Source organism: Pseudomonas sp. S5D5 (genome assembly GCF_003013355.1).
GTDB lineage: Bacteria > Pseudomonadota > Gammaproteobacteria > Pseudomonadales > Pseudomonadaceae > Aquipseudomonas > Aquipseudomonas aylmerensis.
Genome location: NZ_PTEO01000001.1, coordinates 2046768 through 2072422, shown reverse-complemented (window position 1 = coordinate 2072422; position 25655 = coordinate 2046768). Strand labels below are relative to the sequence as shown.

Sequence of the window (25655 nt, the reverse complement as noted above, 5' to 3'; positions counted from 1 at the left end):
AGCTCCCACTGGTGATCGTGGTCACTTCGCCGAGTGGGTTCGCTTGATCGGCTGCACCGTCAGCTCCACGCCTAACGCCAGCATCAGTTTCTGCACGGTCTCATAGCGCGTTTTAGACCCGCCCTTGAGCGTCTTGTACAGACTCTCGCGATTCACTCCCGCCGCCGCGGCCACCTTGTTCACACCTTGTGCCTTGGCGACCTCGGCAAGCGCCTTCATGAGGATCTGCGGGTCTTGCGACTTCATGCTTTGCGCAAGGTAAGCACTGATGGTTTCAGGGCTGTCGAGGAAGCGCGAAGCTTCATAGACCTGGGTACCGGAGGTATCCAGATCGAGGATCGGCATGTCCTCTGGCTTGAATGTCGAATTGCTCATTTGGTTAACCTCTCAGGGCATCCAGAATCTCTTTGGCGCGCTTGATGCCTTTTTGCTGGTCGGTTTTGTCACTGCCCCACAGCATCAAGTAGGCGGTGATGCCCGTGCGGACAAAGTAGATCCGGTAGCCGGGCCCGACAAAAATACGCATTTCACTGAGGCCGTTACCGGCAGGCTCGCAATCACCAAAATTGTTGTCTTCGGCGCGATCCAACCGAGTCAGAACCGCCACTTTTCCACAAACGTCCCTCACTCCATCCAGCCATGTATCAAACTCTGGCGTCCTGCCGATTATGCTGGTCACAGATTCACATGTAGCCTACTGGCTACTCCCTGCCGATGCTAGTGATTTTTCAAGCTGCGCAGAGCTCCCCGAAGAAAAAATCCTAGTTCACGCCCGGTACATGGGGCCGGGCGATTCTGTGAGTGCTTGTTTCCCGTCGCGCCGATAGAACCAGCCCGCAGTTCGATAGCAATTTTTCGTATTAAAAACCTCGTCACCGCTGGGTTAGGGTGGCGTCACCAGACCACTGGCCCCGTGCTTCTGACTCTTTTTTTCCAGCCCGACGCGTCCACGCGCAGGCACCGCCAGGTCAACCCATGTCCAATTCTGCCTTGCCTATCTGGGGCGCACCGCCGTCTGCCCGCTACGAACAATTGGCCGCACCGTTGCGCCCACTCTTCGCCCAAATCCTCGCGCAGGCGGCCGAGCACGATCAGACGCGTGCCAGCCTGGCCGGTGTGATCCAGCAACTCACCGCCCTGGGCCTGCCGCGCTGGCGCCTGCCGCCAAGCCATGGCGGTCACGGCGCGACCCTGGTTGAGCTGCTCGCCGTGCTCACCGAACTGTCTGCCGCCGACTCCAACATCACCCAGGCCCTGCGGGGGCATTTTGGTTTTTGCGAAGATGTACTCAGCGCCAAAGACCCCGCCTGGCGCGCCAAGTGGCTCGACCGTCTCGGCGAGGGCGCGCTGCTCTCTCCCGGCAGCACCGAAGTCGGCAACCAGACCCGTGGCGATTTCGAAACCCGACTGCACCGCGACGCAAGCGGTACCTTGCGCATCAGCGGCCGCAAGTTCTACACCACGGGCGCGCTCTACAGTGACTTGATCAACACGATTGCAACCGGCGAAGACGGCACGACCTACAGCGTGGTTGTCGACCTCAAGGCTGCCGGCGTGCAGGTCGTCGATGACTGGAACGGCTTCGGCCAACGCCTCACCGCCAGCGGCACCTGCATCTTCGACAGCGCGCCGGTGCTGGACAATGAGGCGCGTCCCACCCAACAGCGCTTTGGCCATGGGCAGTCGTTTTTCCAGCTTTATCACCTCAGCACCCTCGCCGGCATCGCCCGCCGCGCGGCCTTGAGTGGCGCCGAAGAACTCAGCCAACGCGCCCGCACTTTCACCACGGGCAATGCCGATGTCGCCGGCCAGGATGTGCAATTGCTGCAAGTGATCGGCGAAGTCGCCAGCCAGGCCTACGCCGCCCAGGCCATCGCCCAACAGGCGGCGCAGCGCCTGGAACACACCGCGCAGTATGTGATTGCCCACGACCAGCCCGTGCATGACGACGACCCACAGGTGGCACTCGCCGAGCTGGAAGTGTGCCTGGCCGTCAACCCGGTGGTAGATGCCACACTCGCAGCGACCACCGCGCTATTCGACGCCCTGGGCGCCAGCGCCACCGCCAGCAACAAGGCACTGGACCGGCTATGGCGCAACGCGCGCACGTTGGCCAACCACAACCCGCGCGTCTACAAATCGCGGATCGTGGGAAATTACCTGGTAAACGGAACCTTGCCCCCGGCGCAGTGGCGAGTGGGCGTGGCCAAGGCTGGATGAAATCACCAGCCAGCTCCCACATTTGATCTCCATATGCCCGGGGACCTGAGCCATACCTTGAGCCCCCTGTGGGAGCTCCATATGCCTGAGGGCCTTGAGCCCCCTGTGGGAGCGGGCTTGCTCGCGAAGGCGGTGGGTCAGTTAACTAATTCGTCGACTGACACGCCGCCTTCGCAGGCAAGCCAGCTCCCACATTTGATCTCCATACACCCGGGATCTCGAGTCATACCAGGATCCCCCTGTGGGAGCGGGCTTGCTCGCGAAGGCGGTGGGTCAGTTAACCAATTCGTCGACTGACACACCGCCTTCGCAGGCAAGCCAGCTCCCACATTTGATCTCCATAGGCTTGGGGGCCTGAGCCATGCATTGAGGCCTCTGTGGGAGCTCCATATGCCTGAGGGCCTGAGCCATGCCTTGAGCCCCCTGTGGGAGCGGGCTTGCCCGCGATGGCGGTGGGTCAGTTAGCTAATTCGTCGACTGACACAGCGCCTTCGCAGGCAAGCCAGCTCCCACATTGATCTCCATATGCTTGGGGGACTGAGCCATGCATTGAGGCCTCTGTGGGAGTGGGCAAGCCAGCTCCCACATTTGATCTCCATAGGCTTGGGGGCCTGAGCCATGCCTTGGGGCCTCTGTGGGAGTGGGCTTGCCAGCTCCCACAGTTTGATGAGCACATGGCTTGAGAGGGGTTTATCGGCTCACGAACGCGAGCACCCGTTCCAGCATTCGGTCGCAGGCATCCAGCTGTTCCAGGCTGATGAATTCATCCGGCTTATGCCCCTGCTCCATGCTGCCGGGGCCGCATACCACTGTCGGGATGCCGGCCTGGTCAAACAGCCCGCCTTCAGTCCCGAAGGCCACGGTGCCGTAATCCCGGGAGCCGCAAAACTGCGCGACCCACTCCGCAGCCTGGCTTTGCGGCGAGGTGGCCAACCCTGGGTAGCTGGACAATTCACTGAACTCAATCGCGCAGTGCGCGCTCACCGCCTGCATCGCCGGCAGCAAGGTGTGCTCGGCGTAATCGCGCAGTTGCTGCGCCACCTGCCGGGGATCCTGGGCCGGCAGCGAGCGCACTTCAAAGTCGAACGTGCAGTCCTGTGGGACGATATTCAGCGCCTTGCCGCCGCCGATCACGCCGGTCTGCACCGTGGAAAACGGCGGATCAAAACGCTCGTCGAGCAACGTCGGCGCCTTGAGCGTTTCACCGAGTCGCACCAGCTCGCTGATCAGTTGCGCGGCATATTCGATGGCATTCACACCCGACGGTGCATACGCCGAATGGCAGGCCACGCCGTGCACTTCGCAGCGCACTGCCAGCTTGCCTTTGTGGCCGAGCACCGGCTTGAGCTCGGTAGGTTCGCCGATCACGCACAGCAACGGCTTGACCGCCTGCCCATGGAACCGCTCGATCAACGCGCGCACACCCAGGCAGCCCACCTCTTCGTCGTAGGACAGTGCGATATGTACCGGCATGCGCAACGGCGCCTTCACCAGCGCCGGCACACAGGCCAGTACGCAGGCGATATAGCCCTTCATATCGGCAGTGCCGCGCCCGTACAACCGGCCGTGTTTTTCCGTCAGTTCAAACGGCGCCACCGTCCAGCGCTGCCCGTCCACCGGCACCACGTCGGTATGCCCGGACAACACCACGCCAGGCACCTCGGCCGGGCCGATGGTCGCCAGCAGGTTGGCCTTGCTCTTGTGCGCGTTGTAGACCAGCTCGCAGGCCACGCCGTGGTCCTGCAGATAGGTACGCACAAAGTCGATCAACGCCAGGTTGGATTCGCGGCTGGTGGTATCAAAGCGCACCAGTTGCGCCAGCAGGTCGCGGCTTGTGTTCAACGCTCATCTCCCGGCACGGCATAGCCCGGTGCGATCTGCGGGTTGAGGGCGCGGTCGATGTAGGCCTGCAGTTGCGGGCGATAGGCTTGCCAGAGTTGGTCGAGCGCGCCGATCGGGTCCTCGTCGGCCCAGTCGACGCGCAGGTTGACGATCGGCCACAGCAAGTCGTCGACCACCACCAACGCCGCCGAATGCACTGGCCCCGCTTCACCGCCTTCGGCCTGGCCGGCCTGCATCGCCGCCAACAAGCGCTCGGCGAGCGGCCCCGTGGCCATCTCGAACGCGCGCACCATCGCCGCAATCACCCCGGTGTCGGCCAACATATTGCCCGCCGCTACGCACTGCTCGCCGTTCAGCGCGTGATGAATCCCGAGGGTCTGCGCCCCGCTGAAATGCGCGGTGCGCCCCTGGCTATCAATCACGGTGACCTGACGATATTGGCTGTGATCCTGTTCCACCAAGGTCGCCAGCGCCTCGCTCGGTGCCAGGCCCTGCTCGAGCAAATCCAGCAGTTGCGGCCCCAGGCTCGGCAGCGTGATGTTCTGCGACGCCACCGCGCCAACGCCTGGACGCAGCCAGGGGCAACGGGCACCCACGGCAATGCTCGAAGAGCTGATCGCAATACCCAACTGGCCGGTCTCGGCACACCGGGCGACAACGGAAAAAGTCATGGCGTGCTCCTCAATCGAGTACCGAAGGGTCGGCGTCGATCATCAACTGCTTCATTTCTTCAAAATGCCGGACCGAGAAATCCACAATCCCTTCCCAACCGCGCGCGGTTTTCTCCGCCACGTCATCGGAAAGCACCCGCAGCGGCTGCCCGGTGGACCAGGCCGTCACGAGGATCTGGCAGGCACGCTCCAGGGTCCAGATATCATCGAAGGCCTCGCCGATGGACGTCGCCGTGACCATCACGCCGTGGTTGCCCATCAGCAGGCGGCGCTTGCCGTCGAGCAGCCCGGCCAGGCGTGCGCCTTCGGCCTCGGTGTCGGCCATGCCGCCGTAGAGTTCATCCACCGCCACGCGGTTGAAATAACGCGCGGTGTTCTGGTCGATCGGCGGGATGTGCGGCGTGGCCAGGCACGCCACGGCCGTGGTGTACACCGGGTGCAAATGCAGCACCGCGCGGGTTTGTGGCAACAGCCGGTGGATCTGCCCGTGGATCGACCAGGCGGTGGCGTCCACGTTCGGGTGATCGGCGCAGGCGCTGTCATCGGCGTTCAGCAGCAACAGGTCACTGGCACGGATACGCGAGAAGTGCTTCCACTTCGGGTTGAGCAAAAACTGTTTGCCATCGGCCGACACGGCAGCGCTGAAGTGGTTGGCCACCGCCTCGTGCATGCCCAGGTGGGCGATGATGCGAAAGGTCGCCGCCAGGTCGATGCGCGTCTGTTCTTCGTGGGATAACGCCATGAATCGGTCTCCGCAGGACGCGGCCGCACAGCGGCGGCCGCGTGATTGGGTTACTTGGGCATCAGCGCCGCGAGGTCGGCATCGGTCGGTGCCTCGAAGTTGTACTTCTTCAGCAGGGCCGCGTACTCAGGCGTGGCACGGTATTTTGCCAGGCCGTCGAGCAAGGCCTGCTTGACCGTGTCATTGCCCTTCTTCACACCAAAGCCGTTGAGCACCGGGTAGATCAAGGTGTCGGACGAAATCACCACGCGGTTGCCCAACTTGTCGATCACCCCACGGGCCACGGCGGCGTCGGTGATCTGCGCTTCAACCGCGTGCGCCAGCAGGGCCTGGGTGGTCTGCGGGTCGGTGCTGTATTCGCTGATCTGGATCGGCTTCAGGCCCTTGGCCACGCAGTACTCCGTCGACAGTTTGTTCATCTGCGCCAGCCACGAGGTGGCGCCCATGGAGCCGATCTTGTGGCCGCAGAACTCTTCCGGGGTCTTGGGCTGGAAGGCGCTGTCCTTGAGGGTCAGGATTGACTCGCCGCTCTTCAGGTAAGGGATCATGTCGATGACCTTGACCCGCTCCGCCGTGATGTACATCGACGAGTTGGTCACATCGAAACGCCCGGCCTGCAGGCCGGTGATCAAGTTGGGAAAGCGTGTGTCGAGGGTCTCGACCTTGCGGCCCATGACCTTGCCCAGGCCGTCCATGAACTCGATATCGAAGCCCGCCGGCTTGTTGTTGTCCATGTATTCATAGGGAAAGAACGTGACATCGGAGCCGGCGATAATCGTGCCGTCTTTCTGGAAGGCCGAAGCCGCCAACGAAGTCATCGCAACCGCAGCACCCAACAGGCACACGGCAAGGGGGCGAACACTTTTACGAAACGCTGTCATGGTCATTACCTGCAAGGTCTTGGGGGGTGGTTAGGCAGTGGCGGTATCTTGTCCGGCCTGTTGCACGAAGAACGACGCGCCGCGAGGCTTCTGCGGCAAACGCATGTGGTTGCTGGTGGAGCGCACCAGGCCACTTTCGGCACCGGCCACGAGCAGGCCGGCATGAACGCTGGGCAACGGGTTTTCGCCGAATGGCAGCGCGTCTTCAGCGGCGTAGACACTGATAAATAGCGTGCGCGGCAGTTCGGTCTCGTTAGGGCTGGATGCATGCAACAGCCGCGTGTGCATGAAGCACACGGAACCGGCCGGGCCGTAGCAGGCGACCGGTTGCTGGCAGTGCTCTTCAACCACCGCGTCGTCCACCGAACCGGTGAAACGCTGGTTCTGCCAGTGCGACCACAGCGGGCCTTTGTGGCTGCCGGGGATCACATTCAGCGGGCCGTTCTGCGGGGTCACTTCGCTGACCATCAGCAAGGCGGTGACGATGTCGTCATTGCTGTGCGGCGTGAACAGAAAGTCCTGGTGCCACTTCACCTGGGTCGCGGTGTGCGGCAGTTTCGAGTTGATCTTGCTGTGGTGAAACCGCGCACCACTGGCGCCGACCAGCTGCGCGGAAATCGCCGCCATCCGCGAGTGCAACGCCACGCGCTCGTACACCGGGGAAATCTCGGTAGGCGAACTCACCCGGCGCAGCGATGGATGATCCGCGCGGTGGTCGCCCTCCAGGTCGAACCGCGCGCGGCCATCCACGGTGGCGCCCCAGCCCTGGTCATGGCTGCGGCTCTCTTCTACCCACTGGTCGAAGTCATGCTGCAGCGCGGCCACTTCGTCCGCCGACAACACGCCTTCTACCACCAGGAAGCCGTCGCGCTGGAATTGTTCGATGTGTGCTTGCTCGATCATTTTAGTGTTTCCTGAACGTTAAAGAGATCACGCCAGCGAGACGTCCTTGAGGAACGCCTCCACGCGTGGGTTATGGCCGCTGCGCAAGGCATCGGGCGTGTCGTCGCAGACCACGCGCCCCTTCTCCATGAACACGATGCGGTCGGAGACCTTGAAGGCGAAATTCATCTCGTGGGTGACGATCACCATGGTGATGCCCTCCTCGGCCAGGGCCTCGATGACCTGCAGCACTTCGTTGACTTTTTCCGGGTCGAGCGCCGAGGTGGGCTCGTCGAACAGCATGATCTGCGGGCGCATCATCAAGGCGCGGGCGATGGCCACGCGTTGCTGCTGGCCACCGGACAACTGGTGTGGGTACTTCCAGGCGTGATCGAGCATGCCGACCTTGTGCAGCAGCGCGTAGGCCTGCTGCTTGAGTTCGGAGGTCGCGCCCAGGCGGTGGTATTTGGGCGCCATCAGCAGGTTGTCGAGCACGCTCAAATGCGGGAACAGGTTGAAGCTCTGGAACACCATGCCGATGTTCAGGCGATGCTCGGCGTGCTCGATGTACTGGGGTTTCTGCGCGCCGACTTTGTTCAAGTGAATGAACGGCTGGCCGTTGATCTGGATCTCGCCGTTGTCCAGTTGCTCGAGGCCGTTGAGCAGGCGGATCAGCGTGGTCTTGCCGGAGCCGGACGGCCCGATCACCGACACCACTTCACCCGGCTGGATCTGCAGGTTGACCGAGCCCAGCACCTCGATGTCGTTGTAGGCCTTGTGCAACCGCGTGGCTTGCAGCGCGGCGGCGCCGGTGCTGGCCGGGCGCTGCAAGGCGACGCGTTGTTGCGTGGCCAGGGCCAGCACCGCCGCATCCGGCACGCGGGAGACATTGCGTTGGTTGACGTCGAGAAACCGCTCCAGGCGTTTGAGCAGGAAGTCGAACACCGTGACGATAAACACATAGAAGAACGCCACCGCCGCCATGGTCTCGATCACCAGGAAGTTCTGCGAATACAAGCGCTGGCCGACCATCAGGATTTCGGTCAGCGAGATCACCGACACCAGCGAGGTGAGCTTGACGATGGAGATGTATTCGTTGGCCAGCGACGGCAACGCCACCCGCAGCGCCTGCGGGATGACCACGCGCCACTGGGTACCGAAAAACCTCAAGCCCAACGCCCGCGCCGCTTCGCCCTGGCCCTTGGGAATCGAGAGCAAACCGCCGCGATGGATCTCGGCCACATACGCCGTTTCGCAGATCACCAGCGCCAGCAGGCCGGACCAGAACGGGTCGGCCAGAATCGCCGAGGTGCCCGGCAGCGCCTGGGGCAGGTTGTAGATGAAGATCAGCAGCACCAGCAGCGGCAGGCTGCGGAACAGCCAGATATAGCCACGCGCGGGAACACTCAGCAACGGGTGCCGGGATTGCTTGGCCAGCGCCAGCAGAAAGCCCAGTGCGATACTCAAGACCCACGTCAGGGTACTCAGCTTGATCACCGTCCACGTCGCGCGCCAGAACTCGGCATCGCCCAGCAAACCAAACATGTAATTCCAGTCGAATGTCATCGTCGCTGTGCCCTGCAAAAAAAAAAGAAGTTGATCTGCATCGATGGGATGAGAGTCGTGGCGGGAGGTGGTCAGGGTCAATTCGTAAAAGCCGGGGCACTGGGTAGGCAGAGCCTATGCAGCCCCGCAAGCCAGCCAGATCAACTGCAGGAGGCGGCTTGCCGGCGATAGCGATCTGTCACTCAATGAATCGACCGCTGCGCACCAGCCTCTCGGGCAAGCCAGCGCCTGCAGATGCGCGCTGCGCAGGCACTGGCCAAAACGGTGCACGCCTGAATGCAGGGCGCGGCACACGCGACCTTTTGGTGCAACCTCAGCTCACACCACTCAGCACCCGCACCGCGTGTGGGTCAAAAAAGCTCGGCGGGGCCATGCCGGGGATGTATTGGTCGGAGACAAACATGCGGCAGCGCTCGGCAAACGCCGACACCACGCGCGACAGCTGGGTGTTGCTGGCCGTGGCATAGCCCAGCCGCATCGGCCGATGTGCACCGGCCAGGCGCAGGCGGATCACGCGCTTGCCGTCCTGGGACATATTGGATTTGGGCCGCGCATTCGCGAAGGAATAGCCGATCCCGTTGCCGACCATGGCGCGCACTGTTTCGAGGTTGGTGGAGCGCATGATGATGTTCGGCGTGGTGCCCGCCTGGATAAACAGGCTGAGGAAATAGTCGCGGCTCCACGGCGTATCCAGCAGCACCACCGGGTACGCTTCAAGGTCCTGCATGCTCACGGCCGGCAAGCTCGCCAGCGGGTGATACTCGCCGACCATCACATACGGCGGCAGCTGCGCCAGGGGTTGGAAGTCGATATCCGGGCTGGTCACCAGGTCATAGGTCAGGGCGATGTCCAGCTCGCCGCTGCGCAGTTTTTCCAGTAATTCCTCGTGGTTGCCTTCGGCCTGGGTCAGGCGCACGCCGGGAAACGCGCGGCCAAAACCAAACACCAGTTCCGGCGTGATCATCGGCGCCAGCGACTCCAGGCAGCCCACCCGCAACGGCCCGCGCACCGTGTTCAATGACTCCGAGGCGATGGTGTAGAGGTTGGTCATCTGCTCCAGGATCAGCTTGGCTTCCTGCATCACCAGGCGCCCCACCGCCGTCAGCGATATGCCCTGGGCGTGATGCCGGATAAACAGTTGGATGCCCAGCTCGGCCTCCATATGGGTGATCGCCGCCGAGATCGACGGCGACGACACGTGAATGCGTTCAGCTGCAGCACTGATGCTGCCCGCCTCTCCCGACGCGACGAAATACTCCAGTTGACGCTGAGTAATACGACTGAGCATTACGCCTGCCCCTCAACAATGACTGTACGGGTAGCGTTGCAGGGTTCGTGCCGGGTCCGCCGCGAGCCGATGAGGGGCACAGGCTTCGGTTTTTCCTAAGCACTACCCCGCGCAAATGCTGGTTTCGCCGGAACCGGGGCGGTGTGAAGCTGGATTCATCCCGCTTCCCACGAGTTGCCGTTATGCCTACCCACACCCGCATCCGCATGTTCAACACCCGGCAGACCTACCCCAACCAGGCCCTGGACAACGACCTGTGCCAGGCGGTCCGCGCCGGCAACACCATTTATGTGCGCGGCCAGATCGGCACCGACTTCGACGGCAACCTGGTCGGCCTCGGCGACCCGCGTGCCCAGGCCGAGCAGGCGATGAAAAACGTCAAGCAACTGCTGGAAGAGGCAGGCTCCGACCTCTCGCACATCGTCAAGACCACCACCTATTTGATCGACCCGCGCTATCGCGAGCCGGTGTACCAGGAGGTCGGCAAGTGGCTCAAAGGCGTGTTCCCGATTTCCACCGGGCTGGTGATCTCCGGGTTGGGCCAGCCGGAATGGTTGATGGAAATCGACGTGATCGCCGTCGTGCCGGACGACTGGACCGTATGAAAGCGGTGATCGCCCGCGAGCCCGGCGGACCGCAGGTGCTGCAATCCGTCGAGCGCCCGCTGCCGGAAGTGCAAGCCGGTGAAGTGCTGATTCGCGTCACGGCTGCCGGGGTCAATCGTCCCGACCTGATGCAACGCAGCGGCGCGCCGATTCCGGCAGGCGTCACCGATGTGCTGGGCCTCGAGGCGGCAGGCATCGTGGTCGCGGTAGGCAGTGGCGTGGATGAGTTCGCGAGCGGCGATCGCGTGATGGCCTTGCTCAACGGCGGCGGCTACGCCGAGTACTGCGTGGCCCACGCGGCGCACTGCTTGCCGGTGCCTGCGGGGTTGTCGCTGCTCGATGCCGCCGGGGTGCCGGAAGCGGCCTTTGCCGTGTGGCACAACCTGTTTGAACTGGGGCGCTTGCGCAGCGGCGACAGTGTGCTGATCCACGGCGCCGCCAGCGGTGTCGGCAGCTTCGCCGTGCAGTGCGCGCATGCCGCCGGTGCGCGGGTGATCGCCACGGCCGGCGGCCCGCACAAGGTCGCGATGCTGCAAGCGCTCGGCGTGTGGCACGCGGTTGACCGCCACCGTGAAGACTTCGTCGAGGCGGTGCACGACTGCACCGACGGCCGTGGCGTCGACGTGGTGCTGGATAACGTCGGCGGGCCCTATGTGGCGCGCAACCTGGCGGCCATGGCCATGGGCGGGCGGCACGTGAGTTTGTCGTTCCTGCAAGGCGCCCATATCGACTTGGATTTGCAGGTGCTGATGCGCAAGAACCTCAGCCTGACGTCCTCCACCCTGCGCCCGAAAAGCCACGCCGAAAAAGCCCGCCTGGCGGCGTGTATCCGCTCACGCTTGTTGCCGTGGCTGGCCGCCGGCGTGGTGCGCCCGCAGATCCACGCGCGCATGCCGCTGGCTCAAGCCGCCGAGGCGCACCGCCTGCTGGAAGCCAACGCCAATGTCGGCAAAGTCGTGCTGACCGTCGCTGAATAACCTGGAGCCCTTCATGACCCACCGCGTGTTTTTCCTCAATGGGCCCAACGCCAACCTCTACGGGCTGGATAAAAACGGCACCTACGGCCGCGAGAGCTTCGCCAGCATCCAGGCGCGCTGCGAACGCCACGCCGCCGGGCTGGGCCTGAGCCTGGACTTTCGCCAGAGCAACCACGAAGGCGTGCTGGTGGACTGGATTCAAGCGGCACGCCTTGACGCCGACGCCGTGGTAATCAACGCCGCCGGGCTCAGCTACAGCTCGGTGCCGATTCTCGACGCGCTGCTGGCCTTCGACGGCCCGATCATCGAAGCGCACATGAGCAACCTCTGGAAGCGCGAGAGCTTCCGGCATCACTCCTACGTCTCCAAAGCCGCCACCGGCATGATCGCAGGGCTGGGCGCACTCGGTTACGAACTGGCACTCACCGCCGTGGCGGCATTGCTACAAGAAACCACCACCAGCGCCCACAGCTGAGACTCGGTGATGCCTACAAAACTCTTACCTCCCAGGAACCGCCCATGTCAGTAGAAACCATCAACACCCTGGTCGTCGGCGCAGGCCAGGCCGGCGTCGCCATGAGCGAACACCTGTCCCTCATGGGCGTCCCCCACATCGTCCTCGAACGCCACCGCATCGCCGAACGCTGGCGCTCCGAGCGTTGGGATTCTCTCGTCGCCAACGGCCCCGCCTGGCACGACCGCTTCCCCGGCCTCACCTTCGAAGGCCTCTCCCCCGAAGCCTTCCCGCCCAAGGAGCGCATGGCCGACTACTTCGAAGCCTACGTGGATAAGCTGCAAGCTCCCGTGCGCACCGGTGTAGAAGTCCAGCAAGTGGAACGCCACATCGGCCGCCCCGGCTTCAAAGTCACCACCTCGGCCGGCGTGTTTGAAGCCGCCAACGTGGTCGCCGCAACCGGCCCGTTCCAGCGCCCCTCTATCCCCAACATCGTGCCTGCCAGCGCACCGATTCACCAACTGCACTCCTCCACCTACAAGAACCCCGGCCAACTGCCCGAAGGTGGCGTACTGGTGGTCGGCGCTGGCGCCTCCGGTTCGCAAATCGCCGAAGAACTGCAAAAGGCCGGCAAAACCGTATACCTCTCGGTCGGCGAACATTACCGCCCGCCCCGCGCCTACCGCAGCCGCGACTATTGCTGGTGGCTGGGTGCGCTGGGCTTGTGGGACGAAGTCAAAATCCAGCCGAAGAAAAAGCACGTGGCCTTTGCCGTCAGTGGCTACGAAGGCGGCAAGACCGTCGACTTCCGCCGCCTCGCGCACCAAGGCATCCGGTTAGTCGGCGTCACCCAGGATTGGCAGGACGGCGTCATGACCTTTCAACCTGGGCTCGCCGAAAACGTGGCCGAAGGCGACCGCGCCTACTTCGATGTACTGCGCGACGCGGATGCCTACATCGAGGCGAACGGGTTGCCGTTCCCCCTGGAGCCTGAGGCCTGGGAACTGCTGCCCGACCCTGAGTGCTTGGTGAACCCCATCCTCAGCCTAGATCTGGCAAAGGCCGGCATCACCACCATCCTCTGGGCCACCGGTTTCAGTTTCGATTTCAGCTGGCTGAAGGTCGATGCGTTCGACGAAAAAGGCGAGCCCTTCCACAAACGTGGGATCTCGGCGGAAAGCGGCATCTACTTCCTGGGCCTGCCCAACCTGGTCAACCGCGCGTCATCGTTCATCTACGGCGTGTGGCACGACGCGAAATACGTCGCCGACCACATCGTGCTGCAAAACGACTACAAGTCCTACAAGAAACCCGAGTGAGGCGGCCCACTTTCACACACCTCGGCGCGCCCCTGGGACGCGCCGAAAAACCACACCGCCCACAACCACCACCGCTCTTTTTGTAGGAGCTGTCGAGCCCCAGCGAGGCTGCGAAGACGCCCGCACCGACAATAAAAATCTCACGCCCCCAGCCCCCCACTTTGCGTAAACTGCGCCCCCTACTCGATCAGGACAACACACCCAGGAGGGGTAACGCTTGAAACTGCTCAACACCGACACACCCATCACCCGACTCACGCTCAAAGACCAACTGACGGTTGACCCCTACAAGGCCTTGGCACTGCTGGAAACACTCCTGCTGTTTTTTGCCGTGATGGCCCTGGTGCTGTTCGTCGCACACCGCGTCGGCATCACCGACACCTTCAAGAGCGCCCTCCTCTACAGCGGCACCTTCGGCGCATCCATCGGCATGGCGTTCAATATGTACCGCGAGGCCGCCCTGTCGGAGTGGACCTTCGCCGCCCCCGTCAGCCCCATCGCGCTGCAAAACGCCATGCTCAGCTTGAAGTATTCCGAGCGGCAGCCAGGTGTGTACGGCCCCAAAAAACCCATGTTCACGCTGTTGCATCGCTGCGATTCGGAAAGAATCACAGTGACGACCCTGAACGGTAAAACGCACTTCACCGGCCCCGCCAACAAACTCAAAGCACTGTCGGCAATGCCCCTCACTGATACACCCGACGCGCAGTGAGGACATGTCCTACAGCAGGCTTCAGCAGCTTGCCCCATTGCCTACAGTTACGTCAGAATCCGCCGGCTTGTGCGCTTGAGTGGGCGTCTCTAAGGTGGCTCGGTCGCTGAAAACTCAGTGATCGGGTTTAGTAGCCCGCGTGACAACATAAAGTGCATGAGCCTCATCAATCAGATGTTCTTGTCTGTGCTTGATGGTGGCTGTACGCAGGGCGCCCTCGGGCGCGCCGGCTTTGTGTGTTTCCCCGGTCTACTAACCTGCGTACAGCCGCCACCCTCTCGTTTAGTAGCGAAAAGGTGTTGGCCCTAATCAGGTACAACACACATGTTCAAAGTCACGCCCAACCCTCCGAACGAGCCGGACCTGAAATTTAACCAGGCTGCGCACCGTGCAATCGATCACTACCTCAATCCAAAAACTGCTCCACCTGTGACCCCCCTCGGCCTATTCACCGTCGCCGCCAACGCCAGCAACGAAACCCTGATCACCAACAGCTACGAAACCTTCTCCTCGGTAACCGCGTTGCTGCTCGACCTGTCAGAGGACTTGACCGGCAAACAGCGGGACGTGGTCCTGGCGATTCACCAGTTGAGTGAGTTGGGGGTGCTGTTGATGGACAGGCTGATGGAGCGGGAGTCGGCTGTAGCAGGCGGGTAAGCGTTCAGTTTTAGTACCCAAAAAAATCGCCGAGTCGTCGTGATTGCTACATGACGAATCGGCGATTGTGCGACTGAGCGGCTTTGTGGAAGGCATGAATAGACAAGGTATGTATTGGCCGAGCAGCCAGTCATGCCCGATTGCTTCCGATCCCTCCCCCCGCCCGTGAATGATCAGGGCGCACCACCCGCCATTCTCAGCAACTGAGAAAACTGGTAGATCGCGAGGTGGATGTCATCCCTCGTATCACCATCTCACGCCTCGACCGTTTCCAACTCGGCCCTGAGGGATTCGATGCGCCTCTCGATCTCCGCAATTTCCGCCGGCCCGCATTGCGATGCGATAGCTGCCCATTTTTCATGTGGGATTTGCTGTTGGATGGAAAGGGCTGATCGGGCTTGCGTGAGTAGTGTTGGGAGTCTGCTCATTGAGTGCTAGGCCGGAGGATAAAAGGGGTCAGCGATTACAGCCGAATTGATGTCCGAACTCGGCCAGTTGCTGCTAACAGGACATGCAGCAATCGGCCAATAGAGGACGCTCACTATGGCTGAAGAACCCTAGTGAGCGGCAGAAGCGGAGAAAGGAATAAAGATATATTTGGAAAGAATGCTATAGGAAGCCGCTCTCAAGGAGAACAACGCTTCCAATTCCAATCTCCACTCCCTACACGACTCGTGCGGGAAGAATGGCCTATGTACAGGCCCGCCAGATTTCCCGTATCGACAATTTTTAGCTGCAAGGTTCCAAAATAAGCAAGCCGATCGCTTTTATCGTACCACTCCCCCGAAATGTAAGAGTTTTTGATCGTGCCAAACATACAGTAAGTCTTACCTTTAGCGTCAAACTCTGCATAAAGATATTTCCCAAACTGCTTAATATCTGTGTAGCTATGCCGATCCTTAATCTCTTTGAAACTTGGACTATTCGGCGCCTCCCAAACTTGCTGCCATCTACCTGTTAATACAGGAGGACGATCCCGAAAAAAACCCCTAACTGGAATCCAGTGCAAATATTTCACAAAATAGTGAGAAAGACTGAAATCCAGCAGAGTCTTTACGACTAAAACCGCACAAGGAGCTACTAAGCCAGTTGCTACGACATTAAAATCAATATTCATATTATGGCTCTAGCCCCAGCAGTTCTCCGGTTATTTTTGTCGATATTTCAGAAAGATCATTAACCAGCTTCCTAGCCAACTTATTTTTCATCAGCGATTTGGCATGCTCGATTAACTCCTCACGAACTTCTTGACTAAGGGTAAAGTCCATGTGAGAGAGCTCCAAAATCTTCATAATAACAGTTGAATACTCATAGCTCTTACTCGGCTTGAGGGACTTAATTTCACCAAGCGTATCGATTCCATCAATCTCACAAAGAGCGTACGTTATGATGATCTTTTCCAGGTTGTCGGCTGACTCAGCACGCTTCTCCTTGAGACGACTTATTTGCCTGGAATTGACTAGATCAGCAGCCATCATTGATACAGCGAAATTAGGAAACGCCGCGATGAGAAAATTGAGGAAAGCATCAAACCTCTCGGTCGCTTTCTTTCTGTGCTCTTGTGGTAGCTCCTGATATTTAGAATGCCTCACAAGCTTTTCCAACACGATAGGCCGCAGCTTCTCTTGAAATCGTCTAGTATTCAATGCAATAGTCTTTTGATAGAAATCCAAAGCACTAGAAAAGTGTTGATCCGCTATTGAGCGATCTGTCAGGTGCTCTGCTGCTCTGAATACTCGGGCATAGAGCGACAGCGAAGATTGAAATAATGTTGCCCCATGTAGGTCGTCCCAAGTAGCGCGTGACTCGCCGTTCTGAGGACACTCCCTTAGAGGATTGGCATTATCCATCCGATCATCGATTTCGTGCTCCCTTGGAGGCTCGTGGGCAAGAGCTTTATCGATGGACTCCTCCTTCAGTTCATCGAGAATATCAGACTGCGCAGCCTCTTGAAGCTCTTGCGCAGCGGATTTCAGATTGGAGATTTTTTCTGAAGCAACACATATTTCCCATGCGTCAGCAGTGAGCTTCTGACAAAACGCGAGTAGATCTGTGTCTTCCTTTGAAATAGCAGACATATATTCAATAACTTTATTGAAGCGCAGAAAATTAATCGAACTATGCAGCTCTGGATATGAAGTGCTTCTATTACTGAGATACCTGGCGTAGACGTAATCAAAAAAACAGGCCTGACTAAATCGGTATCTGCCTTCGGAAAGCTCAATCACTCCGCTTGCCAATATAGGATTGAGGTAGGAAGCGACTTGAAAGTCCTGAGCAATGTCACCATTGAACTGGACGATAAGGGCATCCACCTCAGAGACCTTGAGGGCGAATGTATTTCTACAGACCATCTCATGAGCAATACTTCCAAGGAGACGCAATAGATCCTTATATTGCGGCGCCCGCTCAATAGTAATACAGTGCTTATGCATAATTACTTCGATAAAATTCTCAACAAGATCTGCTTCATGCAAATAAGTAGAGAAATGACCCTGCTTTCGTTCATAAATCGAAAGCAGCATAGAATACACAAACAAATTATTCGGCATCCCTGCATTATCTACAGCTTTCAAGATTTCTCTTGCAACGGAATTCTGCTTGGTAGAACTTGACAGCCATCTTCCTACCAACCCCTTGAGATGGCTTCGCTTCATCCCGCCGATATTTACCTCAAAAAACTTCCTCCCCACTTCCGTGCGCAACTTTGTTGCAATTTCATGGGCTGTAGCATGCTTACAAGAAATAATAAATCTAGGAGCCTTATATTCCTTCAGGAAGTCGATAAGCTCATCAATGCAGCGTTGAGAAAGTCCTTCCACCCCATCAAAAATTAGGAGCGCATTCTCGGTTGTTGTTTTATTGCCTAGAGTGTCAATGTATAGGGCCGAACCGGGGAGAGAGTCGTATATCTCAGTTAAAACCGCCTTTATTCTATTTTTGGACGGCAGTTTTTTTCCTTTACAATCAAAATAGAATGCAATTTCATCTAACTGCGCTTGCGCTTGACTCCTAAGCTTACTCATGAGCAAGCTTTTCAATATGGTGCTTTTTCCGGAATTTTCACCACCGATAAGAAGAAAATTATTACGCGATTTTGCCAGTTCCTCAAAACTGATGTACTGCTCTTCGCCTTCTTCTTCGATTTCATATCCTTCCACCCTAATAGCAGGGCAAATGAATATGTCAGAAAGTCGTTTACGTTCAGCTTCTGCCACGCCAGTGTTGCACATAAGATCGTAATCAAAGCGATCCAATACTTTAGTACAGTCCTCGGCAAACGCTTCTCTATTGAAACCACCCGATAAAGCTGCTTCGTAATCCATTTGCCCTTGAGGGCATCGATCTACCCATGCCGCAAACTTCTTAGCAGACTCGTCATATCGCCGGAATAGAATTCTTCCTGACTTCAAATTGTCCGTATGATTTGCACCGATGATCGAATAACCGCTTTTCTCCGTTCCGGACAGATCGAACCTACCAGCCTGCATTTTCATTACAAAGTCTTCAGAAAATGAAGATTCCCGAAGAATATTGAATTCATGCATGTGTCCGTAGAAGATGGTTGAAATCTTAAAGTTCGTTATTTTTGCAGATAACAACCTGCGCTCCTCTGGATGTAGCCACTCCATAGGATGGTGCATAATAATGATCTTTTCCTTGAAGCTACTGATGCTCTTCATTGCAGCATCTATCTGCCGCTCCCCTATAAAGAGGTTCTCTCTATCACCCTCTCCAATGGCAGACCAGCCGGTATTAAGGCACGCAACACCGACATTTCCGTGCTTGTAAGTCTGATAAAACTCTTTTATCTCCACTACACTCTCAGACCCTTCGTAGAACTTACCAGTAAAGTCCAACCATCCTGCATAAGGTCTTTTTTCACCAGAAAGCAACTCAGCCTGGAGTTCGGCTATTCCCCCAGAATCGTAATCTTTACGAAGGCTTTTTATGGCTAGTTTCGTAGAAAAACTGAAACCATTCCAATCTGTATCGTGGTTCCCTGGAACCAAAAAAACATCTTTATTCTCAAGCCTGAGGGCATCACGAATAGGACCAATTATTTCTTTCTGGCAGAGCTCGAACTCTTCCGCCTTTCCTGAGTAGGTCAAATCTCCGGAGAGAATCATGGAGTCAGCCCCCTCAAGCGACTGGATATCCGCCAAAAAAGCGTCCTTCAGCCTCTCAAGAAATTGTCTGGACTGACCTTTAAGTGGAGTGGTACTAGCGTGTATATCTGAAACGTGTATTATTTTTTTCATAATCCGTCATGATTTAGTGGTGGCCAGATGCCTCCATTATCCATTTTGGATTTTATCTAGTCCAGAGCGTTTCTTTCGAATGCCTGCGCCATTGGTCGGTGCAAATGTCCCGAAGCTGAGCTACTAACCGGATGGCCAGGACGGCCTTACTCTGGCTGAATTCGTCTGCAATATCTCCTCTATCCACTCATAGTTCCCCAGCTACTCTGGCGGATCGAAAGTCTGCTTCGACCCGCAACCAGTCATTAACAGCCAGCCACAATCCCCCCCTTGCTCGCCTTAGTGAAGGCGGCACAAAAAAGGGAGGATCTATTTCTACTCAAATCCAACCTACTCTGCTTCCTTCGCCCCCCCACCTCCACCCAGCACCTTCCGCTCTCGCAATGCGAGCCAGCGAACTCAGACCACGACTCAAACACTCGACAACTCCCGCCCGCCCCTCAAATATGCCTCCCTCGCCCACAAAACATTAGAATGCCGCCCTCCCCAACCACAAGGACGTAGGCAGCATGATGAAACAACGCTTCTCCCTAGCCCTCAGCCTCCTATGGCGCACCTACCTGGCGTATTTCATCTACTCCGTAGTATTCAGCCTGGCGCTGGGGTTCACTATCGGTACTGAATTGCTTGCCAGCCGGGATTTTCTGCGGTTCGGGCCGCCGTTCACGCTCGGGTTGTTTGCGCTGTTGATCGCCGTCCTGGAACTCGGAGGTCGCGTCAATGTGCTGCAGGCCGTGTTCGGTGCGCGGTTGAAGCGCACACAGGCTCACTGGCGGACCTATGTGCTTCAGTTGTCATTGCTACTGATTGCCCTGGCACTCTTGAATGCCCTGTTCGCCCTCTTCGCTCCGTTTGAGGTTTGGGTGTACTACAAAGTCTATGGCGCCCCGTTGCTGTTTGCCGTTGGCATCTTTGTGCTGGGTTGGGCCCAAACGCCCTCCACCGCTGAAACGATCGCGGCACACACAGAAGAGTCATCAGCAACAAGTGCTGCACCTAAGTGGCCATAAGCTGAGGGGCTCTGAGCTTCAGGGCCTGACCTCGAATCCCTTCGCCTATTTTGATACCTGCGCGTGGCCCGTTCTCGGCTACGCTTTTCCACATTCACTTCCCCGGTGAGCGGGATAGTTGGCAGTGGAAACGGAAGAGGCTTGGTGTGATGACTCAATCGAGAACGGCCTATGGACATTACGATCTGTCGCAAGCGTGGTTTTTTTGATAGCGCCCATGGGCGCCGTGTCCCCCTGCTGGTGCTCTTTAACGGCGCGGTTGTCGGCCGTGTTGCAACCGGTGAAGTCTTAGCGCTGACACTGGCGGATGTGGTCGGCACGTTGCAAGTCGGTCTCCTTGACGACAGGAAACCGTCTCGCAGTGGGGATGTGCCTGAGGGCGTTTTCTCTGTCAGTCAGGGCATCAGTATTTCCCCGAGCCCGCAGGTTCAGGCTTTTTCGGTAAAGACCCGCAGTTGGGTATTCTTTGATGTTTTTGATTGGGTGTATTTTCGGCCACTGGGGCGCTGGGTGTTCGCGGTCCAGAAAGAAGCCACCTAGCGGACCCTGAATCAGGCTCCGCTCGGGCTTCTCTGCCGCGACGCCCTGTCAGCCTCGCTTCGGCAGCTTCCAATTCGGTCGAATGAAGTGGCAGGTGTAGCCGTTGGGAATCCGCTCCAGGTAATCCTGATGCTCGGGCTCCGCCTCCCAAAACGGGCCTGCTGGCTCGATCTCTGTCACCACCCTTCCCGGCCACAGCTTCGACGCGTCTACATCCGCCGCCGTATCTTCCGCAATATCGCGCTGCTGTTCGCTCAGGTAATAAATCGCTGACCGATAGCTCGGGCCGAGGTCATTGCCCTGCCGGTTAGGCGTGCTCGGGTCATGGATCTGGAAAAAGAACTCAAGGATCTGCCGGTAACTGATCACCGCCGGGTCAAACACGATTTCAATCGCTTCGGCATGGTTGCCGTGGTTGCGGTAGGTGGCGTTCGGCACGTCGCCGCCGGTGTAGCCGACGCGTGTCTGCAGCACCCCGGGGTAGCGTCGCAACAGGTCTTGCATGCCCCAGAAGCAGCCGCCGGCAAGGATGGCGGTTTCGGTTGGGTTGGTCATGGTCTGTCCTTCCGCTCAATGGATACAGGGATAGTTATGGGGCTGGGTTGGCCAATAGCAAGTTGAACGGTGGATTGCCCGAATCAGCCCGCGCGCCTGGCACTGACAGACAACCACTAATGCCGAAGCTTGCGCATTATCTGCAAGACCAACGGTTTCACATATTTCTCACCGGGGTCCGTTTCGGGCGGGTCGTCGCTGCGCCGCCACTCGCCCTGATCGAACGCCTGGTATAGCGAAAACGCCGGCTGCGGCAGTTCACGGGACATGCCCACGTCAACGATGGCGTCGATGAGCCCGTTGAGCACGCCGTCGCAGAACGCATAGGTCAAAGTGCCCTGGAGATAACGCTCGGCAAGGCTGATGGACAGGGCGTTCAGCAGCGCTTGCGCTGTCACGCCGAATTTCTCGCATGGGTCGGCCAGGTCATCCAGGGTCAAGCCGCTGGCTTCGGCTTGTGCCAAGAGCCTGTTGAGTTCGGTCTCCGGTAATACGCCGCGTGTGAGCAGATTCACCGCGGCGGCGGCGGGTGTGCGGGGCTCACTCATAAAACTTGCCGGCGAATACAATCGACGCGCAGCGTTGCCACACATTGGGTGCCGTTGCTTGCGTTTGGGCAAGCCCGGCGCTGGCTTCTGCCCATGCGGTTGCCGCCTCGAAAACGCATCGACAGAGCAGTTTTCCCAACCTAGCGCACCGGGCCCATAGGGTGATGAAGGCGAGGTCTTTTCGATCTCGCGCTCGTGGGCGAAATCGGTACCGAGCGCCTCGATAAAACGGATGAACGACGGTTCATCGCTGACGTGCGTCAACAACTCATGAAGGTCCACAGGGCTAGGCATAGGGTTCCAGGCTAGGTGTAACGAGTCGACGCATGCTGCCGCACGGTATCGTCAACGGTCAACGTCGGCGGTGTTGGCCGCTTTTTTGTGGCCAGCCGGGGATGCATTGCGGCAGGTTTCAGGTAATGATGCGCCACCCGAATCAAGGACGATAACAACAATGAAAACTGCACTGCGCGCCCTGTTCCTGCTGTGCCTGGCCACTCCCGCCGTGGCCGCCGAAAGCCCTGTGGGCTTGCGGACTGCCACCCTGGCGGATGCGAAAAACACTCGCCCACTCGAGCTGGTCGTCTGGTACCCCGCCAGCACCTCGGCCACACCTGAGCTGATCGCCGACAACGCGGTGTTCGTCGGCGCGCTCGCCGTCCCCGACGCGCCGCCCGCTGCCGGTGAGCATCCGCTGGTGGTGCTGTCCCACGGGTACGGTGGCAACTGGCTCAATCAGGTATGGCTAGCGAGTGCGTTGGCGCATCGGGGCTTCATCGTGGCGGCGGTCAACCACCCTGGCACCACCAGCAAGGACCGCAGCCCGCAGGCCGCCGCGCAGTTGTGGCAACGCCCAGCCGACCTGAGCCGCGCTATCGACGCGGTGCTGGCTCAACCGACGCAGTTTGGCGCGGTGGCAAAGACGCGGATTGCCGCTGTGGGCCATTCCCTCGGCGGCTGGACCGTGCTGGAAATCGCCGGCGCACGCTTCGACCCCGACCTGTTCAGCCGCGACTGCAGCGCACACCCCAAGCTCGGCGGTTGCATTGGCTACCAGCAGATGAACCCCGCCGGTACGCCTGCCGGCAAAGCCCAACTGGCGGCGGACTTGAGCGACACACGCGTCAGCGCCATTGTGTCCTTGGACCTGGGCCTGTCACGTGGCCTGACCGACGCCAGCCTGGCCGCGCTTCCAGTGCCAGCGCTGGTGATCGCGGGGGGCGTGCCGTCAGAGGATATGGACCCCAACCTGGAGTCCGCCGCCATGGTCAAGCGCCTGCCAAAGGCATCGACGCAGTACGTGGAAATCGGCGACGCCACGCACTTCAGCTTCATGACGATCTGCAAGCCGGGCGGCATGGCGTTGATTGAAGAAGATTCACCGGGGGATGGCATGATCTGCCGCGACGGCGAGGGCGCACGGCCTCGGGCGCAGATTCAGCAGCAGGTGGTGGCGTTGATCAGTGAGTTTTTGGGACGTACAGCGCCGCAAAAAAGCCTCTGAAAAATAATTGCATCAAATGCGCTGCATGTTTGATCCGAGTATTTGCTGATAGCTGCCAAATGGCAGGTCGGCGATGACGCAGGCCAGGCGTTTGGTGCGGGTGTGGAGGCTTATCGTGTCGTCCCTGTGGCGTTCAATAGTCGGGGATTCAGGGCCCGATTACTGGCGAAAGACACGGTGATTCAATGCACGGATCGGCGCTAAAAAGCGACCCAGGCAGCGGCTGGCGATTTTTAAACTGGTATCATCGCGGCCTGTATCCACCAGGTAAAAACCGATGAATCGCCAGAAAAAACTCCAGCAGCTGTTCAAGGCCAAGGCCAAGAAGGCCAGCGCCAAATTGGCGCCGAAAAGCAAGGACCGCTATATCAGCAAGGCGGATCGGGAAAAGCTGGCGGCCGAAGCGGCCCAGGAGCCCAGCCTTTCCCCCGAGGCGTGACTCAGCAACCGCTCAACGCCACCTGCGGCCGCTCGCCGGCAAAGAAAAACGGCCGCAGGCGCACGCCCACGCTATTGCCGATAAACGCCGCTACAAGCCACACCCAGCCATGCAGGCTGCCCGAGGCGATGCCGCTGAAGTACGCGCCGATGTTGCAGCCGTAGGCCAGGCGCGAACCGTAGCCGAGCAGCAGGCCGCCGATCACTGCCGCGACCAGCGAGCGCGCCGGGATTTTCAGGCTGGGGGCAAAACGCCCGGCCAGGCCGGCAGCCAGCAGCGCACCGAGGACGATGCCGATGTCCATGACGCTGGTGATGTCTTCCCACACCGGCGCGGCCAGCGCCTTGGCGTTGCCCGGCATCTGCCAGAACGCCCAGCTGGCCACATCCACGCCCAATCCGCTTGCCACCTTGGCGCCCCACAATGCGAACGCCGAGGTAATCCCCCACGGCCGCCCGGCCAGTGCCAGGGTCGCGTAGTTGAGCAGCGCCAGGCCAATCGCGCCCCACACCAATGTCCACGGCCCGCGCAGGAAACGGCGCAGGCCCTTGTGCTGGCTGGTTACGCCGGCTTCGAGTTGGCCATGACGGCGTTTTTCCAAGCGCACGGTGACAGCTGCAATCAGGCCGAACACGGCCAGGCTGAGGATCAAGGCCGGCACCACGCCGAAGCTCTTGACGATGGACACGGCCGGGAACGCCGGCAGTGCAAACCACCAGTCGACATGGTGCGTGGCGATCAACGAGCCACAAATGAAGAAGAACAGCGTCACCAGCATGCGCGCATTCCCGCCGCCCACGGTGAACAGCGTGCCGGACGCACACCCGCCGCCCAACTGCATGCCGATCCCGAAAATAAACGCACCGAACACCACGGAAACGCCCGCCGGTGCTACCAGCCCGACCACCGGCTGCCCGAACAACGTGCCCGCCCCCAGCGCCGGGAAGAACAGCAGCACCGCCACCGCAAGCATCACCATCTGCGCACGCAGGCCGGCGCCGCGCCGATCATTGATGAACACCCGCCAGGCCGAGGTAAAACCAAAGGCGGCGTGGTAGAGGGTCAGGCCCAGCGCCGCGCCGACCACCAGCAACAACACCTGGCGCGAGCCCACGCTGTTTTGCAGGAACAGGGCGCCAAGCACCAGGATGATAAAAGCCACCAACGGCGCAACAGGCGTGCGCGCGGGGGCGAGAGGGAGAGAACTGCTCATGGGGTATCTCGGTGTGAAGGGGTTGAATGCGAGGGGGACGAGTATAAACCCAGGGCACGCGGGGGGCGCGTTGTGCCTGACAGACTTTTTTGTGAGGAGCGATCGTCTTCTGTGGTGAGCAGGCTTGTTGTGGGGAGTGATCATCTTTGGTGGTGAGCAGGCTTGTTGTGATGAGTGCTCATCTTTTGTGGTGAGTGGTCATTCCTTGTGGTGAGTGATCATCCTTCGTGGCGAGCGGGCTTGCCCCGGTACAAACCGGGGACATCGTTTACATTTCTAACCGGGGACATGGTTTACAGGCTAATACGCATGATCAGGAGGTAACTGATCATGCCCTGGAACCAAGAGTCCCCAGCCAACTTTTTGTGACGAACGATCATCCCTCGTGGTGAGCGGGCTTGCCCCGCGTTGGGCTGCGCAGCAGCCCCAATCCAGCAGAATGCGGTGTGTCAGGAACTACTCAGGGGATGGCTTTGGGGCCGCTACGCAGCCCAACGCGGGGCAAGCCCGCTCACCACAGAAGCTCGCTCGCCAATACGAATCCATTCGCCATAAAGACACTACTACCGGCCCACGCTCCAGGCGGACACACGGAACGCGTTGGATTATCAAGGTGGCCGTGTTGTACCTGCCCGACTTCCAGTCCCAGCCGACTTTTTGTGACGAACGATCATCCCTTGTGGTGAGCGGGCTTGCCCCGCGTTGGGCTGCGCAGCAGCCCCAATCCAGCAGAATGTGGTGTGTCAGGAACTACTCAGGGAATGGCTT

General features: G+C 59.4%; 25 protein-coding genes. 11 read left to right on the top strand and 14 right to left on the bottom strand.

From position 1 onward, the window contains the following. Positions 1 to 21 precede the first annotated feature (21 nt). A complete protein-coding gene (locus tag C9990_RS09745; RefSeq protein ID WP_106803138.1) occupies positions 22 to 375 on the bottom strand; it encodes an addiction module antidote protein in 354 nt (117 codons plus the stop codon). A gap of 4 nt (positions 376 to 379) precedes the next feature. After that, on the bottom strand, positions 380 to 679 hold the full coding sequence (locus C9990_RS09740; protein WP_106803137.1) for a type II toxin-antitoxin system RelE/ParE family toxin: 300 nt from the start codon (positions 677 to 679) through the stop codon (positions 380 to 382). A gap of 296 nt (positions 680 to 975) precedes the next feature. On the opposite strand from C9990_RS09740, the gene C9990_RS09735 reads away from it, so the two are divergent. Next, entirely contained in the window at positions 976 to 2220 is a 1245-nt protein-coding gene (locus tag C9990_RS09735) for an acyl-CoA dehydrogenase family protein (protein WP_106803136.1), read from the top strand. Positions 2221 to 2910: 690 nt separating this feature from the next. On the opposite strand, the gene argE is transcribed toward C9990_RS09735, so the two are convergent. The 7 genes from argE to C9990_RS09690 form a co-directional block, all read right to left on the bottom strand. Next, a complete protein-coding gene (gene argE / locus C9990_RS09720; protein ID WP_106803135.1) occupies positions 2911 to 4062 on the bottom strand; it encodes an acetylornithine deacetylase in 1152 nt (383 codons plus the stop codon). After that, the gene (locus C9990_RS09715) at positions 4059 to 4733 is read right to left on the bottom strand and encodes a DUF1028 domain-containing protein (protein ID WP_106803134.1); all 675 of its coding nucleotides are present in this window, start codon (positions 4731 to 4733) and stop codon (positions 4059 to 4061) included. The genes argE and C9990_RS09715 overlap by 4 nt, the downstream gene beginning before the upstream one ends. A gap of 10 nt (positions 4734 to 4743) precedes the next feature. Next, a complete protein-coding gene (locus C9990_RS09710; protein WP_106803133.1) occupies positions 4744 to 5475 on the bottom strand; it encodes a class II aldolase and adducin N-terminal domain-containing protein in 732 nt (243 codons plus the stop codon). 50 nt (positions 5476 to 5525) lie between these two features. Then, positions 5526 to 6356: an ABC transporter substrate-binding protein gene (locus tag C9990_RS09705; protein WP_106805619.1), complete on the bottom strand. Its 831-nt coding sequence runs from the start codon at positions 6354 to 6356 to the stop codon at positions 5526 to 5528. A gap of 30 nt (positions 6357 to 6386) precedes the next feature. Next, positions 6387 to 7259: a phytanoyl-CoA dioxygenase family protein gene (locus C9990_RS09700; protein ID WP_065904402.1), complete on the bottom strand. Its 873-nt coding sequence runs from the start codon at positions 7257 to 7259 to the stop codon at positions 6387 to 6389. A 27-nt stretch (positions 7260 to 7286) separates the two neighbouring features. Further along, positions 7287 to 8804 (bottom strand): amino acid ABC transporter permease/ATP-binding protein, encoded by a 1518-nt coding sequence (locus tag C9990_RS09695; protein WP_106803132.1) that lies wholly within the window; start codon positions 8802 to 8804, stop codon positions 7287 to 7289. Positions 8805 to 9117: 313 nt separating this feature from the next. Continuing rightward, complete coding sequence (locus tag C9990_RS09690; protein WP_106803131.1) at positions 9118 to 10092, bottom strand: LysR family transcriptional regulator; 975 nt, start codon at positions 10090 to 10092, stop codon at positions 9118 to 9120. A gap of 182 nt (positions 10093 to 10274) precedes the next feature. Here C9990_RS09690 and C9990_RS09685 point away from each other — a divergent pair, with 182 nt between their 5' ends. The 6 genes from C9990_RS09685 to C9990_RS09660 all read left to right on the top strand — a co-directional run bounded on the left by C9990_RS09685 (position 10275) and on the right by C9990_RS09660 (position 14816). Then, a complete protein-coding gene (locus C9990_RS09685) occupies positions 10275 to 10697 on the top strand; it encodes a RidA family protein (protein WP_065904398.1) in 423 nt (140 codons plus the stop codon). After that, a complete protein-coding gene (locus tag C9990_RS09680; protein ID WP_106803130.1) occupies positions 10694 to 11674 on the top strand; it encodes an NAD(P)H-quinone oxidoreductase in 981 nt (326 codons plus the stop codon). Before C9990_RS09685 ends, C9990_RS09680 begins: the two co-directional genes overlap by 4 nt. A gap of 13 nt (positions 11675 to 11687) precedes the next feature. Further along, positions 11688 to 12149 carry a type II 3-dehydroquinate dehydratase gene (locus C9990_RS09675; RefSeq protein ID WP_106803129.1) on the top strand — a complete coding sequence of 154 codons (462 nt, stop codon included), beginning with the start codon at positions 11688 to 11690 and terminating at the stop codon, positions 12147 to 12149. A gap of 44 nt (positions 12150 to 12193) precedes the next feature. Beyond that, entirely contained in the window at positions 12194 to 13447 is a 1254-nt protein-coding gene (locus C9990_RS09670; RefSeq protein WP_106803128.1) for an NAD(P)/FAD-dependent oxidoreductase, read from the top strand. Between the two features lie 217 nt (positions 13448 to 13664). Then, positions 13665 to 14159 (top strand): hypothetical protein, encoded by a 495-nt coding sequence (locus tag C9990_RS09665; protein WP_106803127.1) that lies wholly within the window; start codon positions 13665 to 13667, stop codon positions 14157 to 14159. A 324-nt stretch (positions 14160 to 14483) separates the two neighbouring features. Beyond that, positions 14484 to 14816 (top strand): DUF6124 family protein, encoded by a 333-nt coding sequence (locus tag C9990_RS09660; protein ID WP_106803126.1) that lies wholly within the window; start codon positions 14484 to 14486, stop codon positions 14814 to 14816. A gap of 625 nt (positions 14817 to 15441) precedes the next feature. On the opposite strand, the gene C9990_RS32270 is transcribed toward C9990_RS09660, so the two are convergent. Both C9990_RS32270 and C9990_RS09650 read right to left on the bottom strand, forming a co-directional pair. Continuing rightward, a complete protein-coding gene (locus tag C9990_RS32270; RefSeq protein WP_157955059.1) occupies positions 15442 to 15933 on the bottom strand; it encodes a hypothetical protein in 492 nt (163 codons plus the stop codon). 1 nt (position 15934) lies between these two features. Further along, entirely contained in the window at positions 15935 to 19078 is a 3144-nt protein-coding gene (locus C9990_RS09650) for a metallophosphoesterase (protein WP_106803125.1), read from the bottom strand. 509 nt (positions 19079 to 19587) lie between these two features. On the opposite strand from C9990_RS09650, the gene C9990_RS09645 reads away from it, so the two are divergent. Together C9990_RS09645 and C9990_RS09640 are read left to right on the top strand one after the other, a co-directional pair. Then, the gene (locus C9990_RS09645) at positions 19588 to 20088 is read left to right on the top strand and encodes a septation protein IspZ (protein WP_106803124.1); all 501 of its coding nucleotides are present in this window, start codon (positions 19588 to 19590) and stop codon (positions 20086 to 20088) included. Positions 20089 to 20259: 171 nt separating this feature from the next. Then, a complete protein-coding gene (locus tag C9990_RS09640; protein WP_065904384.1) occupies positions 20260 to 20628 on the top strand; it encodes a hypothetical protein in 369 nt (122 codons plus the stop codon). Between the two features lie 48 nt (positions 20629 to 20676). Here the strand turns inward: C9990_RS09640 and msrA are convergent, their stop codons facing one another. Together msrA and C9990_RS32440 are read right to left on the bottom strand one after the other, a co-directional pair. Then, a complete protein-coding gene (gene msrA / locus C9990_RS09635; protein WP_065904383.1) occupies positions 20677 to 21183 on the bottom strand; it encodes a peptide-methionine (S)-S-oxide reductase MsrA in 507 nt (168 codons plus the stop codon). Between the two features lie 116 nt (positions 21184 to 21299). After that, entirely contained in the window at positions 21300 to 22025 is a 726-nt protein-coding gene (locus C9990_RS32440) for a hypothetical protein (protein ID WP_177410327.1), read from the bottom strand. A gap of 160 nt (positions 22026 to 22185) precedes the next feature. Between C9990_RS32440 and C9990_RS09620 the strand changes: the two genes are divergently transcribed. Then, the gene (locus C9990_RS09620; protein WP_065904378.1) at positions 22186 to 23235 is read left to right on the top strand and encodes an alpha/beta fold hydrolase; all 1050 of its coding nucleotides are present in this window, start codon (positions 22186 to 22188) and stop codon (positions 23233 to 23235) included. 277 nt (positions 23236 to 23512) lie between these two features. Further along, the gene (locus C9990_RS09615) at positions 23513 to 23674 is read left to right on the top strand and encodes a DUF2986 domain-containing protein (protein ID WP_065904377.1); all 162 of its coding nucleotides are present in this window, start codon (positions 23513 to 23515) and stop codon (positions 23672 to 23674) included. Between the two features lies 1 nt (position 23675). Here the strand turns inward: C9990_RS09615 and C9990_RS09610 are convergent, their stop codons facing one another. Beyond that, on the bottom strand, positions 23676 to 24887 hold the full coding sequence (locus tag C9990_RS09610) for a YeeE/YedE family protein (RefSeq protein WP_106803122.1): 1212 nt from the start codon (positions 24885 to 24887) through the stop codon (positions 23676 to 23678). Positions 24888 to 25655: the final 768 nt, after the last annotated feature.